This is a genomic window from Streptomyces sp. NBC_00984, from assembly GCF_045162475.1.
GTDB lineage: Bacteria > Actinomycetota > Actinomycetes > Streptomycetales > Streptomycetaceae > Streptomyces.
Genome location: NZ_CP108734.1, coordinates 8,487,127 through 8,511,481 on the forward strand (window position 1 = coordinate 8,487,127; position 24,355 = coordinate 8,511,481).

General features: G+C 69.9%; 23 protein-coding genes and 2 pseudogenes. 11 read left to right on the top strand and 14 right to left on the bottom strand.

Going from position 1 to position 24,355, the window contains the following annotated elements:
* Positions 1 to 251 precede the first annotated feature (251 nt).
* The 3 genes from OG520_RS37790 to OG520_RS37800 form a co-directional block, all read right to left on the bottom strand.
* Positions 252 to 854, bottom strand: coding sequence for a dihydrofolate reductase family protein (locus OG520_RS37790; RefSeq protein ID WP_406016135.1), 603 nt, complete (start codon positions 852 to 854; stop codon positions 252 to 254).
* On the bottom strand, positions 851 to 1,723 hold the full coding sequence (locus OG520_RS37795; protein ID WP_406016136.1) for a metalloregulator ArsR/SmtB family transcription factor: 873 nt from the start codon (positions 1,721 to 1,723) through the stop codon (positions 851 to 853). The genes OG520_RS37790 and OG520_RS37795 overlap by 4 nt, the downstream gene beginning before the upstream one ends.
* Positions 1,724 to 1,903: 180 nt before the next feature.
* Positions 1,904 to 2,980 (bottom strand): protein kinase family protein, encoded by a 1,077-nt coding sequence (locus OG520_RS37800; RefSeq protein ID WP_406016137.1) that lies wholly within the window; start codon positions 2,978 to 2,980, stop codon positions 1,904 to 1,906.
* 221 nt (positions 2,981 to 3,201) lie between these two features.
* Between OG520_RS37800 and OG520_RS37805 the strand changes: the two genes are divergently transcribed.
* Positions 3,202 to 3,354 carry a hypothetical protein gene (locus OG520_RS37805; protein WP_406016138.1) on the top strand — a complete coding sequence of 51 codons (153 nt, stop codon included), beginning with the start codon at positions 3,202 to 3,204 and terminating at the stop codon, positions 3,352 to 3,354.
* Between the two features lie 168 nt (positions 3,355 to 3,522).
* Here the strand turns inward: OG520_RS37805 and OG520_RS37810 are convergent, their stop codons facing one another.
* Complete coding sequence (locus OG520_RS37810; protein WP_406016139.1) at positions 3,523 to 4,233, bottom strand: C39 family peptidase; 711 nt, start codon at positions 4,231 to 4,233, stop codon at positions 3,523 to 3,525.
* 222 nt (positions 4,234 to 4,455) lie between these two features.
* Positions 4,456 to 5,679: an IS110 family transposase gene (locus tag OG520_RS37815; RefSeq protein WP_406016140.1), complete on the bottom strand. Its 1,224-nt coding sequence runs from the start codon at positions 5,677 to 5,679 to the stop codon at positions 4,456 to 4,458.
* A gap of 283 nt (positions 5,680 to 5,962) precedes the next feature.
* On the opposite strand from OG520_RS37815, the pseudogene OG520_RS37820 reads away from it, so the two are divergent.
* Both OG520_RS37820 and OG520_RS37825 read left to right on the top strand, forming a co-directional pair.
* Positions 5,963 to 6,256, top strand: a pseudogene (locus OG520_RS37820) (CGNR zinc finger domain-containing protein); the annotation flags it as partial.
* Between the two features lie 150 nt (positions 6,257 to 6,406).
* Positions 6,407 to 8,056 (top strand): TlrC/CarA/OleB/SrmB family ABC-F type ribosomal protection protein, encoded by a 1,650-nt coding sequence (locus OG520_RS37825; RefSeq protein WP_406016141.1) that lies wholly within the window; start codon positions 6,407 to 6,409, stop codon positions 8,054 to 8,056.
* A 244-nt stretch (positions 8,057 to 8,300) separates the two neighbouring features.
* On the opposite strand, the gene OG520_RS37830 is transcribed toward OG520_RS37825, so the two are convergent.
* The 4 genes from OG520_RS37830 to OG520_RS37845 all read right to left on the bottom strand — a co-directional run bounded on the left by OG520_RS37830 (position 8,301) and on the right by OG520_RS37845 (position 10,670).
* Positions 8,301 to 8,543, bottom strand: a complete 243-nt coding sequence (locus OG520_RS37830; protein ID WP_266424466.1) for a holin — start codon at positions 8,541 to 8,543, stop codon at positions 8,301 to 8,303.
* Complete coding sequence (locus OG520_RS37835) at positions 8,543 to 9,490, bottom strand: N-acetylmuramoyl-L-alanine amidase (RefSeq protein WP_266424469.1); 948 nt, start codon at positions 9,488 to 9,490, stop codon at positions 8,543 to 8,545. Before OG520_RS37835 ends, OG520_RS37830 begins: the two co-directional genes overlap by 1 nt.
* 11 nt (positions 9,491 to 9,501) lie before the next feature.
* Entirely contained in the window at positions 9,502 to 9,627 is a 126-nt protein-coding gene (locus OG520_RS37840; RefSeq protein WP_406016142.1) for a hypothetical protein, read from the bottom strand.
* Positions 9,628 to 9,842: 215 nt separating this feature from the next.
* The gene (locus OG520_RS37845) at positions 9,843 to 10,670 is read right to left on the bottom strand and encodes an EamA family transporter (protein WP_406016658.1); all 828 of its coding nucleotides are present in this window, start codon (positions 10,668 to 10,670) and stop codon (positions 9,843 to 9,845) included.
* A gap of 168 nt (positions 10,671 to 10,838) precedes the next feature.
* On the opposite strand from OG520_RS37845, the gene OG520_RS37850 reads away from it, so the two are divergent.
* Positions 10,839 to 11,765, top strand: coding sequence for a LysR family transcriptional regulator (locus OG520_RS37850; protein ID WP_406016143.1), 927 nt, complete (start codon positions 10,839 to 10,841; stop codon positions 11,763 to 11,765).
* A gap of 65 nt (positions 11,766 to 11,830) precedes the next feature.
* Here the strand turns inward: OG520_RS37850 and OG520_RS37855 are convergent, their stop codons facing one another.
* Positions 11,831 to 12,034 (bottom strand): helix-turn-helix domain-containing protein, encoded by a 204-nt coding sequence (locus OG520_RS37855; RefSeq protein WP_406016144.1) that lies wholly within the window; start codon positions 12,032 to 12,034, stop codon positions 11,831 to 11,833.
* A gap of 140 nt (positions 12,035 to 12,174) precedes the next feature.
* Between OG520_RS37855 and OG520_RS37860 the strand changes: the two genes are divergently transcribed.
* From OG520_RS37860 to OG520_RS37870, 3 genes and pseudogenes are all read left to right on the top strand, one after another.
* Complete coding sequence (locus tag OG520_RS37860; protein WP_399332550.1) at positions 12,175 to 12,756, top strand: sugar O-acetyltransferase; 582 nt, start codon at positions 12,175 to 12,177, stop codon at positions 12,754 to 12,756.
* A 10-nt stretch (positions 12,757 to 12,766) separates the two neighbouring features.
* Positions 12,767 to 13,312: a TetR/AcrR family transcriptional regulator gene (locus OG520_RS37865; RefSeq protein WP_406016145.1), complete on the top strand. Its 546-nt coding sequence runs from the start codon at positions 12,767 to 12,769 to the stop codon at positions 13,310 to 13,312.
* Between the two features lie 83 nt (positions 13,313 to 13,395).
* Positions 13,396 to 13,656, top strand: a pseudogene (locus tag OG520_RS37870) (SDR family NAD(P)-dependent oxidoreductase); the annotation flags it as partial.
* Between the two features lie 92 nt (positions 13,657 to 13,748).
* Here OG520_RS37870 and OG520_RS37875 read toward each other — a convergent pair.
* The gene (locus tag OG520_RS37875) at positions 13,749 to 14,390 is read right to left on the bottom strand and encodes a histidine phosphatase family protein (RefSeq protein WP_406016146.1); all 642 of its coding nucleotides are present in this window, start codon (positions 14,388 to 14,390) and stop codon (positions 13,749 to 13,751) included.
* Between the two features lie 234 nt (positions 14,391 to 14,624).
* Here OG520_RS37875 and OG520_RS37880 point away from each other — a divergent pair, with 234 nt between their 5' ends.
* Positions 14,625 to 15,506, top strand: coding sequence for an alpha/beta fold hydrolase (locus OG520_RS37880; RefSeq protein ID WP_399332544.1), 882 nt, complete (start codon positions 14,625 to 14,627; stop codon positions 15,504 to 15,506).
* Between the two features lie 55 nt (positions 15,507 to 15,561).
* On the opposite strand, the gene OG520_RS37885 is transcribed toward OG520_RS37880, so the two are convergent.
* Both OG520_RS37885 and OG520_RS37890 read right to left on the bottom strand, forming a co-directional pair.
* A complete protein-coding gene (locus tag OG520_RS37885; RefSeq protein WP_406016147.1) occupies positions 15,562 to 16,032 on the bottom strand; it encodes a DUF3592 domain-containing protein in 471 nt (156 codons plus the stop codon).
* Positions 16,033 to 16,244: 212 nt separating this feature from the next.
* A complete protein-coding gene (locus OG520_RS37890; protein WP_406016148.1) occupies positions 16,245 to 17,528 on the bottom strand; it encodes a phosphatase PAP2 family protein in 1,284 nt (427 codons plus the stop codon).
* 739 nt (positions 17,529 to 18,267) lie between these two features.
* On the opposite strand from OG520_RS37890, the gene OG520_RS37895 reads away from it, so the two are divergent.
* Complete coding sequence (locus OG520_RS37895; RefSeq protein WP_406016149.1) at positions 18,268 to 19,488, top strand: AI-2E family transporter; 1,221 nt, start codon at positions 18,268 to 18,270, stop codon at positions 19,486 to 19,488.
* A gap of 222 nt (positions 19,489 to 19,710) precedes the next feature.
* Here OG520_RS37895 and OG520_RS37900 read toward each other — a convergent pair whose 3' ends face one another.
* Positions 19,711 to 21,834, bottom strand: coding sequence for a glycogen debranching N-terminal domain-containing protein (locus OG520_RS37900; RefSeq protein WP_406016150.1), 2,124 nt, complete (start codon positions 21,832 to 21,834; stop codon positions 19,711 to 19,713).
* Between the two features lie 125 nt (positions 21,835 to 21,959).
* Between OG520_RS37900 and OG520_RS37905 the strand changes: the two genes are divergently transcribed.
* Both OG520_RS37905 and OG520_RS37910 read left to right on the top strand, forming a co-directional pair.
* Positions 21,960 to 23,009, top strand: coding sequence for a LacI family DNA-binding transcriptional regulator (locus OG520_RS37905; RefSeq protein ID WP_406016151.1), 1,050 nt, complete (start codon positions 21,960 to 21,962; stop codon positions 23,007 to 23,009).
* Between the two features lie 96 nt (positions 23,010 to 23,105).
* Entirely contained in the window at positions 23,106 to 24,350 is a 1,245-nt protein-coding gene (locus OG520_RS37910; RefSeq protein WP_406016152.1) for an extracellular solute-binding protein, read from the top strand.
* The last annotated feature ends 5 nt before the right edge of the window (positions 24,351 to 24,355 follow it).

A 24,355-nucleotide genomic window follows, 5' to 3' on the forward strand; every position in this document is an offset into this window, starting at 1 on the left:
TTACGACCGGGTGCGGGGTCGAAGCCGTCCATCGGTCCACTCCGGTCAGCGCGGGAACGGGGGGCACGGACCCCGGTTTCGCCGGTGGATTCAGGCTCTGGCGGCCGGGGGCGGCAGCGACTTGCTCAGGGGCGGCAGCGTTCGTTCGGGACCGCGGATCGGTGAATCGCGGGCACGACCCAGTCCGCCGGCCCCGACCCGGGCGGGAGAGGTACGCAACAGTGCACGGCCGAGTCCGCTGGCCGGCCGGCTCAGCGGACTCGGTCGTAGACGAGAGACAACGTGCCGTGCTCGCCCGCGGCCTGGCTGACGAGCGCCCACCGCCCCGTGGGCAGGCCGTCGTCGAACAGGCGCGGACCGCCGCCGAGGAAGACCGGAAAGATCGTGAGGGCCAGCCGGTCGACCTTGTCGGCCGCCAGCAGCGCCTTGATGACGCTTGCGCTGTTGAGCACGAGGATGTCGCCGCCCTCGGTGGTTTTGAGGTCCGCGACCACCTCGGCGGCCGGCTTGTCGACGATCGTCGTCCGCTCCCACGGCGCCTGGCCGAGGGTGGAGGACAGGACCACCTTGTCGGTGTCGAGGAGCCACTTGGCGAAGCCCTCGTCGCGTGGGTCGACCCCTTCCGCGCCGATGACGGTCGGCCAGAAGCCGAGGAACCCCTCGGCGTTGACCCGTCCGAGCAGGGCCGTCGTCGCCGACTCCCGGACGCTGGTCATGTGGTCGCGGGCGACATCGGTGTGGGCGTACGGCATGACCCAGCCATTGTCCTCGGGGTCGCGCGGCCCGGCGTAGTGGCCGTCGAGGGAGAGGCTCATGTTGATGACGACCCGGCGGCCGACGGACTGCTCTGTCATTTCGTGCTCCTGATGTCGGTGTTGGTGTCGTGCTCGGTGCCGTCGTTGTCGTGCGAACCCGTGACGAGATCTGCCGCGAGCCTGTCGAGGCTCTGGCCGAAGCCGATCTCGATGCCTGCGACGAAGTCCGCGGATTCGACGGTGCTGTCGGTGATCCGCCAACGGACATCGAGGTCCGTGCCGGTGACGGTGGGCCGGAGGCCGAGGTCTACATGGGCGGTGAAGGCGAGCCCGCCGCCGGGAAGCAGCGGGGAGAGCCGGTAGGCGAGATGCTCACCGGGGCGTACGTCCTCGACGGCTCCCTCCGAGCGCCCGGCTACCAGGTCGGAGCCGTCCACGTCCTCCGCATCGCGGTACTCCTGGACGATCAGCCCACCCGGTCGCGCCTCGAAGACGAGCTCGGAGACGCGGAGGTCGTCCGGCGTCCACCACCGAGCGAGCAGCGAGGCCTCGGTCAGGTGACACCAGACCAACTCGGGGTGGGCTGCCAACGACCGGAGGAACCTGAACGAACGGCCGTCGGCCCATCCCGATTCCTGTGCGGCGAGCCGCTCCGTGCGGAGGCTGAGCCCGTAGCGGTCGTAGGTCGCTTGCGGGCCACCGGCCTGGTCCGCGGTGTCGGCGAGCAGGGTGAGCGCCGCCGCCAGGTCGTGCAGGGCGGCGGGCCGGAGTGCGTAGACGCGGCGCCGGCCGGTGCGCTGCGAGGTGACGACGCCGGCGCGCTCAAGGGTCTGCAGGTGTTTGGTCGTCTGCGGCTGGCGCGCTCCGGCCAGTTGGGCAAGGACACCGACCGGGCGCGGCCGCTCGGCCAGCAGGCTCACGAGCCGCCAGCGCGCCGGGTCGGCCAGGGCGGTGAGGAGTGCGTCCATGAGGGCGAGTATTCCTGGAGGAGAATATTCGCGTCAAGGAATATGTCGTGTTTGGGTGAGCTGGGCCGCGCCGGGCCGCGTTGTCGGCCGAGGCGGCCGGCCGGCGGGGGAGTCCGTCCGTCCGATCTCTTCTCCCGCACCGGACACGCGTGCCGACCCGCCGGCCGGCCCCAACCGCCGCTATTCCGCTGAACAACTTCCTTGCCCGGCCCGCTCGATGTCGGCCGTCGGATACGGTGTCCGCTTGCTCTCGGAAAGCAGGCGGCGGTGGAACCCGTCCAGGACGACGGCAGTCCGGGCGTGCCGGTCGATGATCGTGGCGATCACGGGCGGGACGCCCTCGGGCCTCTCGCCCGCGATCCAGTTGTGGAGAAACGCCTCGTGATCCACACGGCTGCGCAGACCGTCGGGCAGATGGTGCCGGAGCAGATGATTCGCGATGTAGTGGCCGTCATACGCGAGATGGTCGGAGAGGAACTCCGCCTCGATCCGCGAGAGTTCGAACCTTGAGCTCAGGGCGAGGCCGAAGTCCGCGAAGTAGATCGACCGGCCGTCGGTCAGGACATTGTGGAAATGGGCATCGAAGTGGACGAGCCCGCGGGATCTCATGAAGTCGGCTCCGCGCATCAGGGCTTCCTCCGCCCACGCGTACCTCGGGCCGTATTCGCCTTCCGGCGCGGCCGCCCTGTGGTCGCTGAGCCACGCGGCGAGCGTGTGCGGCACGTGTTCCAGGAAGATCACAAGACTGGTGGAGGACCGGCCGATGGCCTCCAGCCGCTCACGCACGGCTGACGAGCCCTCCCAGTGTGCGACCGCCCCGTCGATACCCCCGAATTCGTCGGCGAATCCCTGGGGAGGGGAGTCCGGCAGGACCCGCCAGTGGTACATCATCGGAAAGCTGCCGTGCTCGCCGCCGAGGACCCAGTCAGTGGTCATCGTGTGCACGGCCAGCTCCCGCCAGGCCCCGAACCCGGATGAGCCCACCCCGTACTGATAGAAGGTCGGCAGCCCGAAGACGTTCGCCGTCGACCGTACGTTCTCCGGCCGTATCTCGACGTCCGTCAGAGGGACCCGTTTGACGAAGACCCTGGCCCCACCGACTTCGAGGTCCGCGGACCGGCCCCCGATGCCGGACCCGAGTGGGGTGGCCGCGGCCACGACTTCGCCGAGTCGACGGTCGCTCAGCAACGACAAGTGAGTGGATACGGATCCGTATGTGGCCAGGCGTGCGGCACGCTGCGGGCCGGAACGGTCCATGAACGACTCCTCGATGCCCGAATGCCCACACCAGTGGTCTCGCCGACGCGGCCGATCCTATCCGTGGCAGCCGCCCGACATGCCGGGCACTCGATGCGTCAGCCCGATGAATCCGGTGAGAACTGTCCACCCCCGCCCTGAACATCCCGCTCGCCGCAACCGCGTCGACTCTCGGCGCGCTGCGGCTGCCGGAGACTCCGCGTACTCTGCCCGGCGGCCCCGTGGGCATCGCCGCGCGCCTCGTCCTCCCGGGCATCGGCCTGTTCGCGGCGATGTTCGTCACCCTGCTGCTGTTCCTGATGAACCTGGGCGTCGAGTCGCTGTACCTACTGAGCGCCGTTGCCGACCGCAGTCTGTACTCACTCGCTGCCTGAGCACCCCAAAGGCATGTCCTGACAAGGCAATTCGCGCTGCCCACGACGAAAGCCTGACGGGGCACCCGGCCGTGTCGTCTCCATGAGACCGCATGGTGGCCTGGGCGCGGACGACAGCGGCCGGCTGCGGCTGTCGCCCGCTCCATGCGCTGAATACCCGCCGCAGGATCAGGCGGAATAGCCCTTCGGCGGTATCAGGGTGGCGAGTTGGTCGAAGGAGAGCCAGTAGATCTGGTTGCCGCTGAAGGACGCCGGGTCGGCGATGAGGACGGTGCGGTTCGCGTCGTCGTACCCGAGGACCGTGAAGTAGTGGTAGATCGTCTGGTCCGACGGATAACCGGGCGGCTGGTTCCCCGGCGGGGCGACGATGTTCGTCACCAGCGGGTAATTGTTGTCGATGTCCAGGACGATGTCGTTCCACAGCAGGTCCCGCTGGGCCTGGGTGGGTGGATCGTTCGGCATCTCCTTGGTCTCGTACCAGCCGGTCCCGAGGTTTGCGTTGAGCACGCCCGTCACCTGGCTGATGTGATCGGTGCCTGCCTCGGTCGTGCCGAGCTGCCGGGCCAGATCCGCCTGGCCGGGCGGGGCGATGCGCGCCGACAGTGCGATACGGGTAGCGGCGGGACCGCACCAGTAGCCGGTCTCCTGCACCTGGTAGTCGATCGGCAACGTGTGCGCGCTCGCCGTTTCCACACCACCGACCCGAAGGCGCGTGCCCGGATCGTGGTGTCCGCCGATGACCGGGGTCCCGGCCTTCGAACCGTGGGCGAGTACCGGCACCGAACCGGGGCGGGCGGCTTCCGCCTGGGCCGCGGCCGGGGCGACGAGCGTGCCGGCCGCGGCCAGGACGACTGCCGCGGCGAGGAATCTCTTGCGCATCGGGGCTCCTGATGGGAGGGGTGTGGGGGGCGCCCCTATCTGTTTCGTCAAGCGTGGCGGGGCTGGTTCGTAGGGGTTGGTCCTGGTTTTCGGGAACGTTCCGCGAAGCGGGATGTTCCCGGCGGATCGGGTGCCTGGGGGGCAGCTCGGTGGCCGGCAGGACGGGGGTGGCCGTGCCGGTGTGCGGACGTGAGGAGGGCTGAAGGGCAGAGAGATGGGGTGTCAGGCTGCGAGGTCGACGTCGCTCGGAGTGCGTGGTTCGTAGAGGGCGCCGGTGCGGATCATCGCGTGGATGACGTTCACGCGTTGCCGGGCCAGGCGGAGGACCGCCTGGGTGTGGGTCTTGCCGCGTGCGCGCTGGCGGTCGTAGTAGATCCGGGAGGACGGGTCGCTCTTGCAGCCGATCGCGGCGAACGCGGCCTGGAACAAGGCACGTTTGAGGAGCCGGTTGCCGCGGTGGGGTGCGTGCTCACCGCGGATGGAGGTGCCCGAGGACTTCGTGGCGGGGGCGAGCCCGGCATAGGAGGCGAGGTGTCCGGCGGTGGGGAAGCCGGTGCCGTCACCGATCGCGACGATCACCGCGGCCGTGGTCCTGACGCCCAGACCGGGCAGCGACGTCAGGAGATGGAAAAGAGGGAGGGCCTCCAGCAGGGCGGCGATCTCCTGCTCGGTGGCCTGACGCTGGGTATGGGCGGCGGCGAGCTGGGCGGCCAGGCCCGGCACGATCAGCGCGGACGCCTCGGTGCCGGGAACAACCAGGGTCTGCTCGGCAAGCGCGTCGTAGATCTCGGTGGTGAGGTGGTGGGCCTTGCGCGAGCCGTGTGCCTTCAGCAGAGCCTCGCACCGCGTGCGTCCGAGCTTCTTCAGCCTGGCCGGCGAGCCGTGCCTGGCCAGGAGGGCCAGGACGTAGGGGTAGGCCAGGCGGGGGCCGGGCACGCGCTCGAGGGAAGGATGGATCTGGGAGAGCAGACCGCGCAGCCGGTTGGTGGTGCGGTTGACCTCGCCGGCCAGGTCGTTGTCGTAGCCGGTGAGCATCGTCAGCTCGGCCAGCACCTCGTCGTCGCGGTCCACCGCGCGCAGGGTGCGCGGCATGGACCGGGCGGTCTCCGCGATCACGAACGCGTCGCGGGCATCGGTCTTGGCCTCGCCCGGGTGAAGGTCGGCTGCCCACCGCATCGACAACCCGGGCAGGTAGGCGACCCGGCAGCCCGCCGCGCGGGCCGCCGTCAACGGCAACGCGCCGATGTTGGCGACCTGGTCCACGATCACCAGTACGGTGCCGAACTTCGCCACCAGTTTGGTGAACAGCTCCAGCAGCTTCGGCTCGGTGTTGGGCAGCCGTTTGTCGTGCACGGTTCTGCCGTCCGCGGTCCGGCCGTGGGCGTGGTGGAACTCCTTGCCCAGGTCCAGACCGAGGAAGAGATCTGTCGCGGTCGTGTCGACCATGTGCGCGTGCCCCTCGCCTCTCGTCGCCTCAACTCCCAGCCGTCCCTGCGGCACCACACGCCGGCAACCACGTTACGCAGACATCCCCACCCGCAAAGCGGTCCGGCATTGCGCCGGACCAGGCGGTCGTCAGGCCCCTCATCAGCGGTCAAGCGGTGCCCCGAAGCCCGGCGGCAACACCCCCCAGGTCATCGACTTCGACAGGGGGCACACAGCCATACCGGACCCGGGGGCCAGGCACCCCATTGCGGGGCCACGAAAACGGTAACGGGGGCAGTGCGCCGCACCCGACTGCAACCACTACTTCATCGACACCGGCCGCCGCACCCCTCAGCGCTACTGCACCCCCCGCTGCGCAACCCGGTTCCGGGTCGCCTCGCACCGAGCCCAGCGGGGCAGGTGGAGCGAGCGGTCCGCGCCGGTGCCGTATCCCTCGCCGTCGGCGGGCCGGCGGAGTCGCCCGTCTCGCGTGCGCCTTCTGCCACCGCACCCGAGAAATGGCTTGCGGGCGCCCGGATCCCCTGCCTACGGTGCTCCACATGGGTTCCCTGTGACAGTCCCCGTGCGACCGCGTTGAGTTCGACTCCGCTGTCGCACGTTCTCCTCCGTGCTTCCGTTCCTGCCACGATGCCGCCCGTCCGACGGGCCGTGGAGGGGGTCTCCGGTGTGCGCGGAGGCGTCCATCCACCCGTGCCGATCGGCCCGGCCGAGAACAGGGGACTTCTCCATGCTCATGGCACAGCTATCTCTTCAAAACGTCACCCGCCGCTACGGCGACCACATCGTGCTGGACGATGTGTCCTTCAGCATCAAGCCGGGCGAGAGGGCCGGCGTCATCGGCGACAACGGAGCCGGGAAATCCACTCTGCTACGACTGATCGCAGGGCAGGACCGGCCCGACAACGGCGAGCTGACCGTGGTCGCGCCCGGCGGCCTGGCACATCTCGCCCAGTCGTCGGGTCTGCCCCCCGAGGCCAGCGTCCAGGACGCGGTGGATGCGGCGCTTGCCGATCTGCGTGATCTGGAGGCGCGGATGCGACACACCGAAGCCGGGCTCAAGGGCTTGGCGGGGACGGAACTCACCGCCGCGCTGGACGTCTACGCCCGTCTGGTCGCCCAGTACGAGGCACGCGCCGGTTACGAGGCCGACGCCCGGGTGGACATCGCCCTGCACGGACTAGGCCTGCCCGGCCTGGCCCGGGACCGAACCCTGGGCACGTTGTCGGGCGGCGAGCGGTCACGCCTGGCGCTGGCCACGACCCTGGCGTCCCAGCCGGAGCTCTTGGTGCTGGACGAGCCGACCAACGATCTGGACGACCAGGCGGTGGGCTGGTTGGAAGGACACCTGAAGGCGCATCGCGGCACGGTGCTGGCGGTCACCCACGACCGGGTGTTCCTGGAACGGGTCACCACCACCGTCCTGGAAGTCGGAGAGGGCAAGGTGACGCGCTACGGCGACGGCTACGACGGCTACCGCGCCGCCAAGGCCGCCGAGCGGCGACGCCGTCTGCAGGAGTACGAGGACTGGTGCGCGGAGCTGGCCCGCAACCAGAAGCTGGCCGCCACGAACGTGGCACGACTGGAGGCGGTCCCGCGCAAGCTGCCGTTTGCCGTGTTCGGCCACGGCGGCTTCCGCGCCCGCGGCCGTGGCCACGGGGCGATGGGCCGTATCCGCAACGCGAAGGAGCGCGTCCAGCGGCTGACGGACCATCCTGTCTCGCCGCCGCCCGAACCGTTGGTGTTCGCCGGCCGCGTGACCTCCGCCGATGGCCGGACATCGCAGCCCGCGGCGGAACTCACCGGCATCCGTGTCGGGGACCGGCTGCACGTGCCGTCACTGCGGATCGGCGGCGAGGAACGGTTGTTGGTCACCGGGCCCAACGGGGCCGGCAAGACGACGCTGATGCGGGTGCTGGCGGGTGAGCTGGAGCCCGACGAGGGGACGGTGCGCACGCGGGGCCGGGTCGGGCACCTGAGGCAGGAGGAAACTCCGTGGCCGCCCGAGCTGACAGTCCCGCAGGCGTTCGCCCACGGCCGCGGGGGCGACCTGGACGACCACACCCACCACCTCCTGGCTCTCGGCCTGTTCGGCCCGGCCGACCTGAGCCTGAGAGTGAGCGAGCTGTCCTTCGGACAACGGCGCCGGATCGAGCTGGCCCGTCTGGTCAGCGAACCCGTCGACCTGCTGCTGCTGGACGAGCCCACCAACCATCTCTCCCCGGCCCTGGTCGAAGAACTGGAAGGAGCCCTGGCCGGCTACCGGGGCGCGGTCGTCATCGTCACCCACGACCGCCGCATGCGCAGCCGCTTCACCGGCAGGCACATGGAACTGAGAGCCGGCCACCGAGTAGAGCTTCAGGAGGCCACAGCGAGCTGAAGCTCTCGGGCCGCCTCTGCGCCCTCATCCAGCACCGGCGGCCATCCGCGGCCATCCAACGGGCCCGGTCCGCGCGCTCCGGAACGGCAACCCGGTCCCGCGAGTGCGTCGATGTCCGACTCGGACTGCTCGGCCCACTGAACTGCCAAGTCCGGTCGGCCGTTCTGCGCCGCGCATGCGGCACGGATCCCACCCCGTATCCGTGCCGGTTCGACAGCGATCCGTTCGCCGACGGGGGACGGAGCTATGTACGCGTCCGCACGGTCTCGGTGAGCCCCGGCCCGTCACCGCTCCCGGACGCGGAGATCGCGGTCAGCACGGCCAGAAGCGCCGCGCTCCCGGTGAGGGAGAGCGCCTGTCCCCAGTCGACGTCCAGCACTCCGGTGGTGTCGAGTCCGAGCGTCGCGATGAGGGTCTGAGCAGCCGTCCGTAAGGTGCGCTCCGCCGTGGCCGTCCAGAAGGCTTTCGTGAACATCGTGGCGGCCATCAGGACTCCTCGGTGTTGTCGACACCGGCGACGGCCCGCTCGATCGCGGCCTGGACTGCGGCGACGACGGTCTCCGAATCGGCGCCCGTGCCGACTTGACCGGCGAGCGCGGTGATCGCGGCGGTCTGGGCGGCCATCCGCTTGTCCATGGAGCGGATGCGGGCCTGCATGTCCTTCAGGATGGACTGCGGCTGCCACGTCGGATTCGTCGAATGGTCCGCCGCGTCCGTGGGGCCGCCGATCGCGTCGGTCTTCCACACGGCGTCGAAGATGTCGCGCTTGGTGATTCCTGCCATGGGGTCCTCCTCGTGGTCGGAGCCGGGGTTCCAGCTCGCGGGGTGCTTGAGTCGCTCGGAAACGTCGGTGCGGAGCTTGGCCATGGTGAAACCACGGGGGTCGATCTTGTCGTTCGACCACTCCAGGTGGCCGATCACGGACTTCGCCGACCATCTGTGCGCCCGGCACAGGGCGGCCTGGACGCGGACGATCGCGTCGTACTGGGCGGCCGGCCAGGGGTCCTTGCCGTCGCCGAGGTTCTCGCACTCCCACCCGTAGAACCGCGCGTTGCCGTCGACCCCGTCGCTGTTGCCGCGAGTGGGCGGAGTCGGCCGGGTGCCGTACGACTCCGCTATGACCTGCTCCAACACCTTGGGGTCGCCGCCGCCGGCGTGATTCGCGCGGCCCCAGCCGACCATGTGCACCCGGCCGTCCTTCGCGATCATCCCGTGGCACAGCGGACCGGGCAGCTCCGGGTAGCCGTCGCGGACCATCCGGACCGTCGCCGCGGTGCCCTTGGTCACGGTGTGGTGCACGATGCTGCCGTTGACCGGGCCCCAGGGGCCCTTCGAGTTGCGGTTGTGGGTACGCCAGTTGCCGACCTCGACCACGCGCACACCCTCGGCGCGCAACGCCTTGAGGACAGCAGAGGCGGACAGAGGAGTAGCCATTCGTTTCCCTTTCAGCCCGAGGTGTACGAGACGTTGCGGACCTTGCCGGTGAACCCGTTGTTCGTGCTGCCGTCGATCGGCTCGACCCTCTCCACCCAGAGGCACGGACCGCGCAACGTGGTGTCCGCCGCCGTCACCGTGTACGTCGTTTCGCTGTTTCGTTCGCCACCGTTCGCGCGAAGGGGAGTTGGGCCTTGGTGACGTCCGGATCCATAGGAGTTTCATACCCCTGCGACGGCTTCCGGACTCGACCGCGCGGCCGGCAGTGTCTACGAATCGTCAGCAGCGAACGAGCGCAGACAGCCCTCAGCGGGAGGTACGGGCTCGGGGCGGGCGTGGACGATGAGGGCCTTCACGTCGTGCTCCTACGGGTGGTGGGACGGTGTGCGGTGGAGACCGCGGCGGTGTTCGCGCCGACGATCACGGCGATGGCGAGCCAGGCGAGGGAATCGAGCCGCTGCCCGAGGACGACGAGGCCGGTCAGGGCCGCGAAGACCGGATTCACGCTCATGAACACGCCGAAGAAGTGCGCCGGAATGCGGCGCAGCGCCAGCAGGTCGGCCAGGAACGGCACCGCGGAGGAGAGCACCCCGGCCGCCAGCGCGCAGCCCAGCGCCGCTGTCGTGGGCGGGCGGTGCCACAGCACCCACGCGCCGACGGGCAGGTAGAGGGTGCCGGATACGGCCGCCGCGGCGGCCGAGCCCTCCAGGCCGGGCAGGCGGGCCCCGACGGTCCGGTTGAGCAGGATGTAGCAGGCCCAGCACGTCGCGGCCAGCAGAGCCAGGCCGATGCCCAGGTAGTCGGTGGACGGCGTGGGCCGCGTGAGGACGGCCACCGCGCCCGCAGCCGCCACCGCGGCAACCAGGTCGATGCGGCGCCGGGACCCGGCCAGGGCCACGGCCAGCGGGCCGAGGAACTCCAGCGTGACCGCCAACCCGAGCCCGATCCGCTCGATCGCCGTGTACAGGGACAGATTCATGCCCGCGAACACGAGCGCAAGACCCAGCACGGGACGCCACTGCGCCGCAGTGAAGGACCGGAGCCGCGGCCGGCCGACGGCCCCGAGCACGACGGCGGCCACCCACTGGCGTACCGCCACCACCCCGGCAGGTCCGAGCACCGGGAACGCCAGCGCCGCGATCGAGGCCCCCGTCTGGTTGGACAGGCCGCTGCCGAGCATCAGTGCCACCCCGGTCCCGCGCCCCGTGCCCCCGGAAGCGGCGGCGCTGTCAGCCGTGGTGCTCCGGGGAGCCGCAGCGAGGAAGGAGTCGAGTTTCATGTCCTCCACGATGCGAGCGCCACCGGTATGCGCAAAATGCATCCATGCACCTACCTATACGCTGGATGCATGGATGAGACGCGGGACAGGGCGGCTGCGCTGGAGCTGAAGCAGCTGCGGTGCCTGGTCGCCATCATCGACACCGGCAGCTTCACCGACGCGGCCCACGAACTCGGCATCTCCCAGGCCGCTGTCTCCCGCACCCTCGCCGGCCTCGAAAGCCTTCTCGGCGTACGGCTGTTGCACCGCACCAGCCGCAGCGTCGCCCCCACCAGCACAGGTGTCCAGGCCCTGGCCCGCGCCCGCCTCCTGCTCGCCGCCGCCGACGAACTCGTCCGCGAAGCCGCCACCGGCCATACCCGCCTGCACATCGGTCATGCCTGGTCCGCCTTCGGCCGGTACACCACCGAGTTCCAGCGCCGCTGGCACGAACAGCACCCCGAGACCGACCTGCGCCTCATCCGCCACAACACCCCCACCGGCGGCCTTGCCGAAGGGCTGTGCGACCTCGCCGTCATCCGTGCCCCGATCGACCTGAAGCCGTGGTCCCACGCGCAGATCGGACACGAGGCCCGCTACGTCGCTCTGGCGTCCGACGACCCCTGGGCCCGCCGCCGCAGTATCCGTCTGGACGAAATCCCCGGCCGCACCCTGGCCATCGACCGCCGAACCGGCACCACCGCCCTGGATCTGTGGCCCGAGGAGGACCGGCCCACCGTCGAATACACCCATGACATCGACGACTGGCTCGCCGCCATCGCCACCGGCCGCTGCATCGGACTGACCCCCCAGGCCACCGCCGCCCAGTACCGCCGCGACGGCATCACCTACCGCCCCCTCCGCGGCGCCGAGCCGATTCCCGTCCACCTCATCTGGCGTGCCCACACCACGCACCCCGCCACCCACACCGCAATCGCCCTCGCCGCCGGCCTCTACCGCGAGGGCCGCGGCACCCCGCGCCCGCATGCTCCGAACCCGGCTGCCCGCCCCAAGTAATTCGCGGGCAGCGCGCCGCCCCGCCCTGTCGCCGCGATTCCCTGCAAGCCCCTGCCCGGCGCCCCCTACGTGGTGTCGAGGTGGTAGCCCGCACGGTCACGGGCATAGAGGGCGGCGGAGGCGGTGAGGCGTTCGGCGGGGTCGGCGGCGTCGATGCCGCACAGGCGGGCGATGCGGCCCAGGCGGTAGTCCACCGTGTTGGGGCCCGCCGCTGTCCCGACCCGGTCCGAGACGGCCCCGGACGGCACGCAGATCCCGGCCGGCACCACCGACCGACCGGCCCCTGAGCAGACGTACCACCGCACCCCGGCGCACAGTCTGCTCGCGACCGTACTGGCGACCCCCCTCAAGGGTCAGTGTCCCGCGCGAGGAGCGTACGATCGTACGCTTCAGGTGTACGATCGTACGCATGCCAACGAACCACTTCGCTGACGACCCGCGCACCAACCTGGAGCGGATGCTGGCGGGCGACCTCTACATCGCCGATGACCCCGAGATCACCCGGCGCCAGCAGCAAGCGATGAAGCTGGCCGCCCGCTACCAGGCCGCCTACATCGAGGACGCCGACAAGGCCCGGCCGCTCCTCGCCGAACTGCTCGGCTCCGTGGGGGAGGGCGTCGACGTGCGGCCGCCGCTTTCCGTCGACTACGGCAGCAACATCACCATCGGGGCCCACACCTTCATCAACTTCAACCTGACCGCACTGGACGTCGCACAGATCGTCATCGGCGAGCACTGCCAGATCGGCCCGAACGTCCAGTTGCTCACGCCCACCCACCCCGTGGAGCCGCAGCCCCGGCGGGACAAGCTCGAAGCCGCACGACCCATCACCATCGGCGACAACGTCTGGCTCGGCGGCGGCGCCATCGTGTGCCCCGGGGTGACGATCGGCGAGAACTCGGTGATCGGCGCCGGCGCGGTGGTCGTCAAGGACATCCCCGCCGACGTCGTCGCCGTCGGCAATCCAGCCCGCCCCGTCCGCGAGCTCTGACGGCGCTCGCATGGCCACCGGACGTACGGACCCGCAGCGGCGCGAACGGATTCTCGCCGCCACGCTCGACCTCATCGCCGACGAAGGCGTCGCAGGCGTCTCCCACCGCAAGATCGCTGTTCGCGCCGACGTGCCGCTCGGCTCGATGACCTACCACTTCACCGGCATCGACGAACTGCTGCGTGAAGCCTTCACGCAATTCGCCGACCACATCGTGGCAGGCTTCGACATCCGCCTCGGCCGAGCCGACAGCCTCGAAGAGGCCCGTGAGGCCGTCACCGACCTCATCCACACACTCTCCGAGGGGCCCCGCCGCGACCTGATCCTCACCCAGGAGCTCTACACCCTCGCCGCCCGTCGCCCGGAATGCCGGCAGCTGTGCCAATCGTGGATGCAGCGAAGCCGCCGCATCCTCGAACGGCACTTCGACGCCGTCACCGCACGCCAAGTGGACGCGCTGATCGAGGGACTGACCCTGCACCGCGCCCTGGACGACGCCCCCCACGACCGCGAGCTGACACGCCTGGCCGTCGCCCGCATCACCACCGCGGCATAGCCGCACCCCCGGCAGCCCGTGGGGGAGTTCCAGACCATGGTGTCGTCCCACCCGGCCGCACAACACGACAGCTGTGCCATTCCCTGCCGTCCCAGGCTGCGCTGCCGTCCCTGGAAGCGTCGGGCGGAGTGATCGTCAATGTCAGTACGCCGGTGAGGCAGCGGGCTTGGCCCGGCAGCTCGGTCTACGCGGCGACCAAGACCGCCCTGGAACTGCTGACCCGAAGTTGGGCGGTCGAGCTGGCACCCCGCGGGGTGCGGGTGGTCGCGGTCGCCCCCGGCGCGATCGACACCCTCATCGGCAAGCACCAGGGCCTGACCCCGGAGCGAATGACCGCAGTGCGGTAGCCCGCTCGTGCGCTGCGCTGCGCAGGGCACGGGACGGCCCGCCGTCGTGACTTCCGTTCCAGTGGTCGTCGAAGCGGGCCAGGCCGAGGTCAGCCGGCTTCGGTGGAGTCGAGATGACGGGTGTCACCGAGGCCGGCGACTTGGCGGTTGTGGAAGAAGTCGTCTTCGCGCAGTGTGGTGACGCTGCCGGAGGGCGCCCGGAAACTGGCATATCCGGCCGACCCGATCGGCATCCTGATCCAGGACGCCACGACGAACGTCAAGGAGCCGCCGTGCGTCACGATGACCTGGTGCTCGCACGGGCTCCGAAGGATCTCGTCCATGGCCGCGTAGATGCGTTGCGCACACGCCGCCTTGGTCTCCGCGCCCTCGACACCCTCGTCGTGTTCCATCCGCTCCCCGACAGCCGGCGGCGGGACGAAGCGCTGGTCCAGCCACTCCTGTGGCCTTCCTCCCGCTTCACCGTACGATTTCTCCCGCAGCCTGCGATCCAGGGTCGGCTTCACACCGAACAGTTGGGCCACCTCCTCGGCCGTCCGCAGGGTGCGCTGCAGATCCGAGGAGAACAGCTCCACCTCGGCGTCGTCCGGGACTTGGGCCCGTAGTGCCTGGGCAATGGACCGCGCCGCACGGACACCGGCGGGCGTCAGTTGCGAGTCGTGCCACCCGCCGACGACTCCCTCGACGTGGTGCGTCGCCTCCGGGTGAGTGATGACGTAGAGAGTGCGCATGAGTGCGTGTCCTCCGGTAGTTGGTTTCTTGCTCGATTGCAGTTCGCAACCGTGGAAGAGACCGCTCGGAACTATCGAGCGGGTGCTTCGGACGTGCACGGGTGCCGGCGAAGCGGTCTCACACCGTAGGACCAGGGCTCAGCCGTGGCGGGATGCCGGCAGCTGTCCGACGCGACGGTCGAGCGGCGCCGATTCCGGGTGCGCACGGACGGGGGATGCTGAGATACTCCCGGTATGCCGATCGTTGAAGTGTCGCCCGAAGTGTCCATCGCGTACGAGACCTTCGGCGATCCCTCCGAGCCGGCAGTCCTGCTCGTGACGGGTTTCAGCGCGCAGATGATCGCCTGGCACGAGGACTTCTGCCGCGCACTCGCAGAACGTGGACGTTACGTGATCCGGTACGACAACCGCGACTGCGGGCTGTCCACCAAGTTCGACGATCACCCCGTCGACATGGGCCGGTTCACCGACACCGTGAGCTCGGGAGACGTCGCGTCCGCCCTCGCGATGGTGCCCTACAGCCTGAAGGACATGGCCGACGACGGCCTCAACCTGCTCACCGCGCTCGGAATCGAACGAGCGCATGTGGTCGGATCCTCGATGGGCGGCATGCTCGCCCAGACGATGGCCATCGGACAGCCGACGCGAGTGCTGACTTTGACGTCGATGATGTCCTCGACCGGCGAGTCCGACTACGGCCGGCCCAGCGCCGAGGCCCAGGCAGTGCTCCTCCGCCCGAAGCCATCGGATCGCGAGGGATACATCGCGGCGGCGGAACGGGACCTGGTGTGGGCCTCCAAGCGTTACGGCAACCCGGCGCTCCTTCGTGAGCTGGCCGCCGAGAGCTACGACCGCGCCTACTACCCGGCCGGAGCCGGACGGCAACTCGGAGCAATGATCCTCAGCGGCTCACGCGCCGACGCACTCCGCGGGCTTCGAGTGCCGACCTTGGTGATTCATGGTCTGGACGACATCCTGACCGACCCCAGTGGTGGGAAGCGCACCGCCGACCTGGTGCCCGGAGCGAAGCTCTTGCTGCTCCCCGACATGGGGCACGACCGACCCCGCGAACTCTGGCGCGAGATCATCGACGCCCTGGACGCGCACACACGCTGATCGCTCCCTCACGTAGGCCGGGATCGCGCAGTCACGCACGCATGGAGCACACGCCCTAGGAGCGTGCCCGCCCCACCATCGCAATGACTGTCCCGATCCCCGCGATCACCAGCCCGATCCCGCCGAAGATCAGGGGCAGCAGCCACAGCGAGGCGAACCCGTTGATCCGCGCGTCCTCGGGGGAATCGGAGCGGTACAGCACCTCGACCCGCTCCCCCTGCTCGTACGACGGTGGATTGGAACCCGTCGAGCTCCGGAACGTCCTCGGCGTACCGTCCGCCGAGGTGAACTCGACCACCGGGTACGCCACGGGCCTGTCGCTCTCCCGCTTCTTGCGGGAGGCGCCGTTGTGGTCGTTCCGCCACTCCAGCGCCACCACCGTGCCCGGGGCGCGCTCCGCGCCCGTCAGGAACGAGGCCGACACCCCCGCCAGGATCAACCCGACGACCAAGAACAGCGTCCCGAACGTGATCGTCCCGAAGGTGATCCACCAGCGGGCGCCCCGCCCACGCACCTGAACCTGCACGACGTCCCTCTCACTCGCTTGTCCGGAGTGAGAGGGACGCTATCCCAGGCACCCCGGTCGGCCTGCTGCCGCCCCGGGGGTGCGTGTGGTACGGCCGTTCAGGAGCCGTCCGAGCCCCCCATGACCGGCACCCGGCGCAACGCCGCCGCAGGAGTGCCGAGTTGCTGGGCCGGGACCGGCCGAGCCCTGGTGGCCGACTACGAGGCTCAGGCTCAAACCAGTTCCGGTTGCGGTTCCGGCTGCTGCGCCGGTGCGGCCTTCGGTTCCCACAGCCTGGTGGTCCGGACGTAGCCGTAAATCACCGAGGCCGTCGCCAGAATGAGAAGTGGTCCGAACACCCACGGATGTTCGGCCATCTCCACCGGCAGATAGCGATACGACACCAGGAGGGCGGCGAAGACGGCTGTACCGTAGGCGACCAGCTGGATTCCCGACCGGTCCCAGCCACGGTCGAGCGAGCGCAGTGCCGCCTCGATCGTGAGTGTGAACACCACGCCGGCAATGATGTCCGCGCCGTAGTGGTAGCCGAAGCCCAGCGTTGCACCGAGCGTGGCAACCAGCCAGAACGCGCCCGCGAATTGCAGAATCCGTGGCCCCTTGCGGGAATGGATGAAGATCGCGGTAGCCCACGCCGTGTGCAGGCTGGGCATGCAGTTGCGCGGAGTGATCTCGTCGAATGTCATGTGGTGCGGGGTACCGATCGGCGGCGGCGTGTCCGGCCACAGGTTGGCCACCGCCCAGTGCCCGCCGTCGGCGCCGTAGGCGAAGATCGGTCCGACCACCGGGAAGATCATGTAGATGGCCGGCCCGAGCAGGCCGATGACCAGGAAGGTGCGCACCAGATGATGGCCCGGGAAGCGACGCTCGACCGCCACCTTGCGTAGCTGGTACACCGTGACGGCGACCGCGGCCACCGGAAGCTGTGTGTAGACGGCGTCGAGGAAATGGGCGCCGATCGAGCCGGTGGCTGTGACGATCCGGCCCACCAGCCACGACGGGTTGCCCAGCGCATGATCTGCGGTTGCCACGTACTGGTCGAGCACGGTCGGGCGGGCCTTCGACGTGATGAGCAGCCAGGCATCGCCCGTCTTGCGGCCGGTCACCAGCAGCAGGCCCAGCCCGACTCCCTTCAGCAGCAGGGCACGTTCCCGGTCGGTGCGGCGCGTGACAGCGATGACCGCACAGCCCAGAATCACCCACAGTGCGCCGTTGCCGAAGGGATGGCCTTCGGTCACCTTGGTGTCCGTCGCCCACCGCACCAGCAAGAAGATGAGGTCGATGCCGATCGCGGCACCGGCGGCGATGAGCCGTTCCTTCCAGGTGAGCACCACCATCATCAATGCCATGCTGGCGTACAACAGGAAGCCCGATTTGGGGGCGATGATCACCTCTTGCGCCTGGGCGACGATCGGCCCCGGCATGCCGTAGTGGCGCGCGGCGATTTCCAGTGCGATGAGGAATCCGAGGGTTACCACCGCCGCTGCGGCCCACAGCATCGCCCGTGGTCGACGCCACGCGGCGATCGCTGTTCTGTCGTCTTTTCGCGAAAACACCCGCGATGCTCTAGGTATCAATTGTTTGGCCGATTTGTTAGATGTTGGCTGGATGGTTCACTCTTCGTGCCGGATGGCGTGGATTTCCGGTGAAGGGCGGGCGGTGAAGGCACTCGTCGTGAGCTCGAACATGCTATCGGAGTGGTGTGGGCGGGTTCGCTGGTCACGGGTGATGCGAAAGCCGGTCGGCCCTGGCTCGACGATTCGGCATTCCGTGGGTGGTCATCGAACTCTCGAATGCCCGGCGGGCAGCACAAGGGTGATGCGGGTCGCCCAGTGGCTCCGATGCGTGCGCAAGAGGTCGTGAACGGGCCGACTGGGCCGGGGAGTTGGTGTCCCGCCAGTGTGCCTGATGCGGCCGACGCATGAAAGGAGGGATGAGATCCCACAGCCGGGAAGCGGACCGGAGCGCCGGGGGAGGGCGTACCCCGCACAAGAGAGAGGGTGCGACCGGGGCGCGCTGTCCGCGGCGGAAACGAGCCGGTCCTTTCGGTCGGCGGCCGGACCGGATGCGTCGGCCGAATCCATGCGAGAGCCAGCTCTCCGACACGTCCTCCGCCGCTTTCTGCCCGTGTGCGTCACGGCGCCTCCAGCGACCCGCGATTCCGCCCGTGGGGTGACATCCTGCGCATGTCGGCCCGCGAGTGCGGAACGACGAGGCCCCTCCTGATACCAGCAGGGAATGCCCGAGCCCTCGCATCCGCAGTCCGACCCCACGGACCCCGGCGCACCGTCCGAAGGACGACGACACCGGATCCGCACCGCGTCACGCCGGGCGCTGCGCGGCATGACCGGCCCCGCGGCCCGGAACCCGGACGTGCGACAGGCGCCGCCCGGCTCGCGGTACACGGCACGCGTGAACCCCACGCTCCGGACGGCCGCCGCCTACGCCTGGCGGATCCTCGTGGTGGGAGCCGTCGTGTACGCGGTCTTCTCGGCGCTGGGGCGGTTCCACGAGGTGGCGGCAGCCGTCTTCCTCGGCCTGGTGGTGACGGCGGTGCTGCGCCCGATCACGGATCTCCTGGCCCGTCCGATGCCGCGGGCGCTCGCCGTCGCCCTGGCACTGCTCGGCAGCATCGTCCTGGTCCTCGGTGTCCTGACGCTCGTCGGCGAGGCGGCCGCCGGAGAACGCGCCGGGCTGGAACGGGAGTTCAGCGACGGTCTGGGCAGGATCGAACAGTGGCTGGAGGGGCCGCCGTTCCGGCTGAATCCGAGGACGCTCGACGACCTCCAGTCCCGGATCGGGGAGTACCTGTCGAGCCATCGCTCCGCCCTCATCAGCACGGCCGTCAGCGGTGTGGGCCGACTCGTCGAGGTGGTGACGGTATTCGTCCTGGCGTTGTTCTGCTCGGTCTTCTTCCTTCACTCGGGCGACCGGCAGTGGGAGTGGTTCTGCGATCAGCTCCCGCGGACGGCGCGGGCCCGGGTGGAGACCGCGGGCCGGGCGGCCTGGCGTACGTTCACCGGATACACCCACGGCATCATCCTGGTGGCAGGGACCAACGCCGTACTCGTGGGACTGGCCCTCTTCGCGCTCGGAGTGCCACTGGCTCTGCCTCTGGCGCTGCTGGAATTCTTCGCCGCCTTCATTCCGTTGATCGGCTCGCCGATCGCCCTCGCGGTCGCGGCCGTGGTGGCTCTTGCGGCGAAGGGCCCGATCGTGGCGGCCGTCGTCCTCGTCCTGATCGTGGTCATCGGCCAGATCGAGGGCCACCTGCTGCACCCGCTCGTGATGAGCTGGGCCGTCCGCCTGCACCCCGTCGTGGTCGCACTGTCGGTGATCGGTGGCGCCATCGCGGCGGGAGTACTGGGGGCGGTGGTGGCAGTACCACTCGTCTCAGTCCTCTGGTCGGTCCGTCAGGCGCTGCGCCCGGCGGACGAGTCCACATCCGCGAAGAGGTGAGCCCGTGCGCACCGGGAGGGTGTGCCGAGGCGGAAGCGAGGCACCGGCCTCCTCGGCCGGCCCGCCCCCGCGGTGGGGACGGAAGCCGAACCGCTCGTGCGGGCGCTGCCGCACGGTCGTCGCCACCGCCCTTCACGGAGGCCCGCACCGGTCCCCGGGGCAGAAGCAGGCCTTCGCCCCGCTCCACGGCAACCTGCCGTGGAGCGGGCACACCGGCTCGCGTCAGCGGGGTGTCAGGTGCTGCCTCCGCACGACCAGGCCCTTCGGCGCCTCGACGTGCGCCGTACCGTCGGCATCGACGGAGATGTCCAGCCGCCCGCCCGCGATGTCGAGCCCCTCGGCCTTCAGCGGACGGTATGCCTCCGCGAACCCGGGCGCGACCGTGAGCGTTCCGCCGGGGACATCGGGGAAGAGCCCCAGCACCGACTGGAGGATCATCACCGACGAGGCCGCCGCCCAGGCCTGCGGGCGACACGACGCGGGATAGGGCGAGGGCCGGGCATCGGTTACCGCTCCATGGCCGGCGAACAGTTCGGGAAGCCTGCCGTCGAAGGCCGAGGACGCGCTCAGCAGACCCTCGGACAGGGACGCGGCCGCTTCCGGGAATCCGGCCCTGACCAGGCCGTTCACGGCGATGGCCGTGTCATGCGGCCAGATGGAACCGATGTGGTAGCCGTACGGGTTGTAGGCCACGGAGTCGCTGCTCAGAGTCCGCAGACCATGGCCCGAATCGAGGTCGGGCGCGCTGAGCCTGGCCGCCAGCAGGGCGCTCTCCTCGTGGTCGAGCAGGCCCGTGCCCAGCAGGTGGCCGAAGCCCGAGGTGACCGAGTCCACCGGCTTCTTGTCACCGTCGAGCGCCACGGCCGGGTACGGTCCCCGCTCGTCCTCCACCCAGAAGTGGCTGCGGAAACGGTCGCGGAGCCGCTCGGCCCACTCCTCCCACCGGTCGGCGCCGGGGCGACCGAAGGCGCGCAGCAGGTCCGCGCCGCCCCGGGCCGCCTCGTACGCGTACGCCTGGACCTCGCAGAGCGCGATCGGGGAATTGGCGATGCGTCCGTCGCCGTAGCGGATGGAGTCGCCCGAATCCTTCCAGCCCTGGTTGGCCAGGCCCCGGCCGGTGTGGTCGATGTACTTCAGGAACCCGTCCCCGTCCGCGTCGCCGTGGTCGCGCATCCAGGCCAGGGCGGACTCCGCGTGCGGCAGGAGCTGTTCGACCTGTTCGGGCGCGAGGCCCCAGCGCCAGGAGTCGTGCAGCAGGGTGATCCAGAGCGGGGTGGCGTCGACCGTGCCGTAGTAGCAGGGCGGCAGGGAGAAGTTCTCGTGGAAATTCTGGGTGGCGCGGCGCACTTCGTGCAGGATCTTGCCGGGCTGTTCCTCGGTGGCCCGGTCGGACTTCGTGCCCTGCCTGCGGGCCAGGGTGCGCAGCGTACCGGCGGCGAGGTCGGTGCCCAGGGGCAGCAGCATGCGGGCCGCCCAGAGGGAGTCGCGGCCGAAGAGAGTGAGGAACCACGGGGCCCCGGCGGCCAGGAACTGGTCGGCGGGATTCTCCGGATCGGTGAGCCGCAGCCGGTCGAGGTCGGCCGCGGACTGGCTCAGCCAGTGGTCGAAGCGCCGGTCCGCGCTGCGCAGTCGTGGCGTGCGCCAGGGCAGGCTGTCCGCAGGGGGTGCGGGGAACTGGTCGCCGTCCTCATGCGCCGCGTCGCAGTGCAGTACGGCGGTCCAGGCGGCTCCGGGGGCGAGTTCGATCTCGTACTCCAGCCGTCCGGCGGCCGGGTCGACGGCCGCGGGCTCCGGGGAGCCGGTGAGACGTACGGCGAAGGTGTCCTGCGACCAGCGGAGTCCGTTCTCGGCGGAAGTGGCGGTGACCGGGCGCTGGGCATGTCCGGACTTGACGCGCTCGATCGGGGCGAGGTCCGTCCCGGCGGTGACGATCAGCCGGAGACGGACGTGCTGCCGCCCGGCGTTGGCGACTTCGAGGGTCTCCTCCAGGCGCCCGGGGGCGACGCGGCGGCGCCGGTGCAGGGTGACTGCCGGGTCCGGCGTGTCCTCGCCGAGGCCGCGCAGCACACTGCGGAAGGCCGCCCGGTCCGCGCCCTCCAGCCCTCCGCTCACCGGGGCGAGCACGATGTGGTCCGTCGCGACGGTCAGCCGGGCGAGTGCTCTGCTGTCGCCGTGGTAGAAGCCGTCGGCGGCACCGTCGATCTGACCGTCCGCACGCGAGATCACGAAGCTCGGCGCGTACAGCGTCACACAGGCGTCATGCAGGAACGGCTGGAGTCCTTCGGCCGACGGGCCTGCCCCCGTCTCGGAGTTTGTTATGTCGTGGGCCTTGACAGTTGTGTCCAACAGAGCAGAACCTCTCAGGCATTGGAGCGTTCCAAGAACCCTAACGACGACCTCAGGGCGTTGACAACGGTTTTGGAACGCTCCAATGAACTCGTTCATTCGCACAACCGGTTCCGGAGACCCTCATGCCCCGCTCCTCCAACACCCCCGCGACCAAGGCCGCTTCGGTAACCCTGGCCACGGTCGCGCAGCGGGCCGGAGTGTCTCCGCAGACGGTGTCGAACGCGCTCAACTCGCCCGAACTGCTGCGTCCGGAGACCCTGGACCGCGTCCTGCGCACCATCGACGAGCTGGGCTACCGCCCGCACCGAGCGGCGCAGACCCTGCGTACCCGCTCCAGCAAGCTCATCGGCTACGGCATACGTCCCACCGCTCCGGGTGCCTCGGCCCCGGTCATGGACCGGTTCCTGCACGCCCTGTCCCAGACCGCCGACGAGGCCGGCTATCGGGTCCTGCTCTTCGCCGCACCCCCCGGCAGCGCGGGGCTCGACGGATACGAGGAACTCCTCGACCTCCACAGCGTGGACGGTTTCGTGCTGAGCGGCACCGACCGGGGCGACCAGCGCCAGGCCTGGCTGGAGAAGCGCGGTGTGCCGTTCGTAGCCTTCGGTCGGATGTGGTCCGGTCGGCAGATCGGCGACTGGGTCGACGTCGACGGCGCCTCGGGCACGGACACCGCGGTCGAGCATCTGGTGGGTCTGGGGCATCGCAGGATCGCGTTCCTCGGCTGGCCGCGCGGATCCGGGGTCGGTGACGACCGCGCCGCGGGCTGGCAGCGCGCCATGCGACGGCACGGCCTGCCGGTGCGCGGCAGGCGGGCACAGAGCGTCGACGACATCGCTTCGGCCCAGGCCGCTGTCGGACCACTGCTGGACGCGGGCGCGACGGCCGTGATCGCCGCCAGCGACATGCTCGCGCTGGGCTGCTATCACGCCCTGCGCGAGCGACGGGTCGTGCCGGGCGCCGACATCGCCGTCGTCGGCTTCGACGACGACCCCCTGGCGGCGCTCCTGTCTCCCGGACTCTCCACCGTCGCCCAGCCGCTGGAGGCCGTCGGCCGCGAATGCGTCCGGCTTCTGCTGGCCCGGATGTCGCAGGTCGGCGCTCCGCCCGAACGCGTCCTGCTCGAACCGTCCCTCGTCGTGCGTGACAGCACGTCCGCGTCGGACGACTGAACCACCACCCCCTCGCCCGTTCCGCGGGCCACCGATTCACAGCGCGCCCTCTCCGGGCAGCTGAGCCGCAAGCCTCACCCCCTCATGGAGGAACTCATGGGAACCCGTACGGCCGTCGCCGCGCTCGCCACCTGCGCGGCGCTCCTGGCAGCCACCGGCTGCTCGTCCAGCTTCGGCAGCGACAAGGAGCCGGAGCAGGACAAGGCCGCCAAGCAGAATCTGACGGTACTGATCGCCACCTCGGGGGACGCCGAGACCCAGGCGGTCAAGGCTGCCGCCGCCGCGTACGCGAAGGAGTCGGGGAACTCCGTCTCCGTCGAGGTGGCCAAGGACATGAACCAGCAGCTTGCCCAGTCCTTCGCCGGGCACAAGCCGCCGGACGTCTTCTACGTCAACTCCGACCAGTTCGCGAACTATGCGAAGGGCGGCTCGCTGTACCCGTACGGGGACCGGATATCCGACGCCGACGACTTCTCCCAGCAGCTGCGGACCTCGTTCTCGTACGACGGGAAGCTGGTCTGTCTGCCGAAGGACACCTCCACCCTCGGTCTGGTCATCAACACCGGCCTGTGGAAGAAGGCCGGGCTGACGGAGAAGGACTATCCCAAGAGCTGGGAGGAGCTGAGGACCGTCGCGGGCAAGCTCACCAAGAACGGCGTCACCGGCCTGGTCACCAGCGACGAGTACCAGCGGCTCGGCGTCTTCATGAAGCAGGCGGGCGGCTGGCTCACCGACCCGGACCAGAAGAAGATGACCGCCGACACCCCGGAGAACGCCAAGGGGCTCAAGTTCGTCCAGTCCCTGCTCAAGTCGGGCTCGATGAAGTTCGCCAAGCAGGTGGACACCAGCTGGGGCGGTGAGGCGCTCGGCAAGGGCAAGGCCGCGATGACCATCGAGGGCAACTGGCTCGAAGGCGGCATGAAGCTCGACTACCCCGATGTGAAGTACGCCGTCGCACCGCTGCCCGCGGGGTCGGCCGGCCAGGGCACCCTCGCCTTCAGCAACTGCTGGGGCGTCGCCGCCGACAGCGCGCACCGTGACGCGGGAGTCGACCTCGTGAAGTACCTGACCTCCGCGAAGCAGCAGCTCGACTTCGCCGACGCGTTCGGGGTCATGCCGTCGCGGACGAGCGCGCTCAAGACGTACGCCGGGAAGCGGCCCGCCGCCAAGGCCTGGGTGGACGGCAGCGCCTACGCGCAGGGCCCGGTGACGATCGCCGGCTTCGACAAGGTCCTGAGCCAGTTCAACACCGATCTGCAGTCGCTGCGCACCGTCGACCCGAAGAAGATCCTCGCCGACCTTCAGCGCAACGGCGAACAGGCGATCGCGAAGGGCAACTGAGCCCC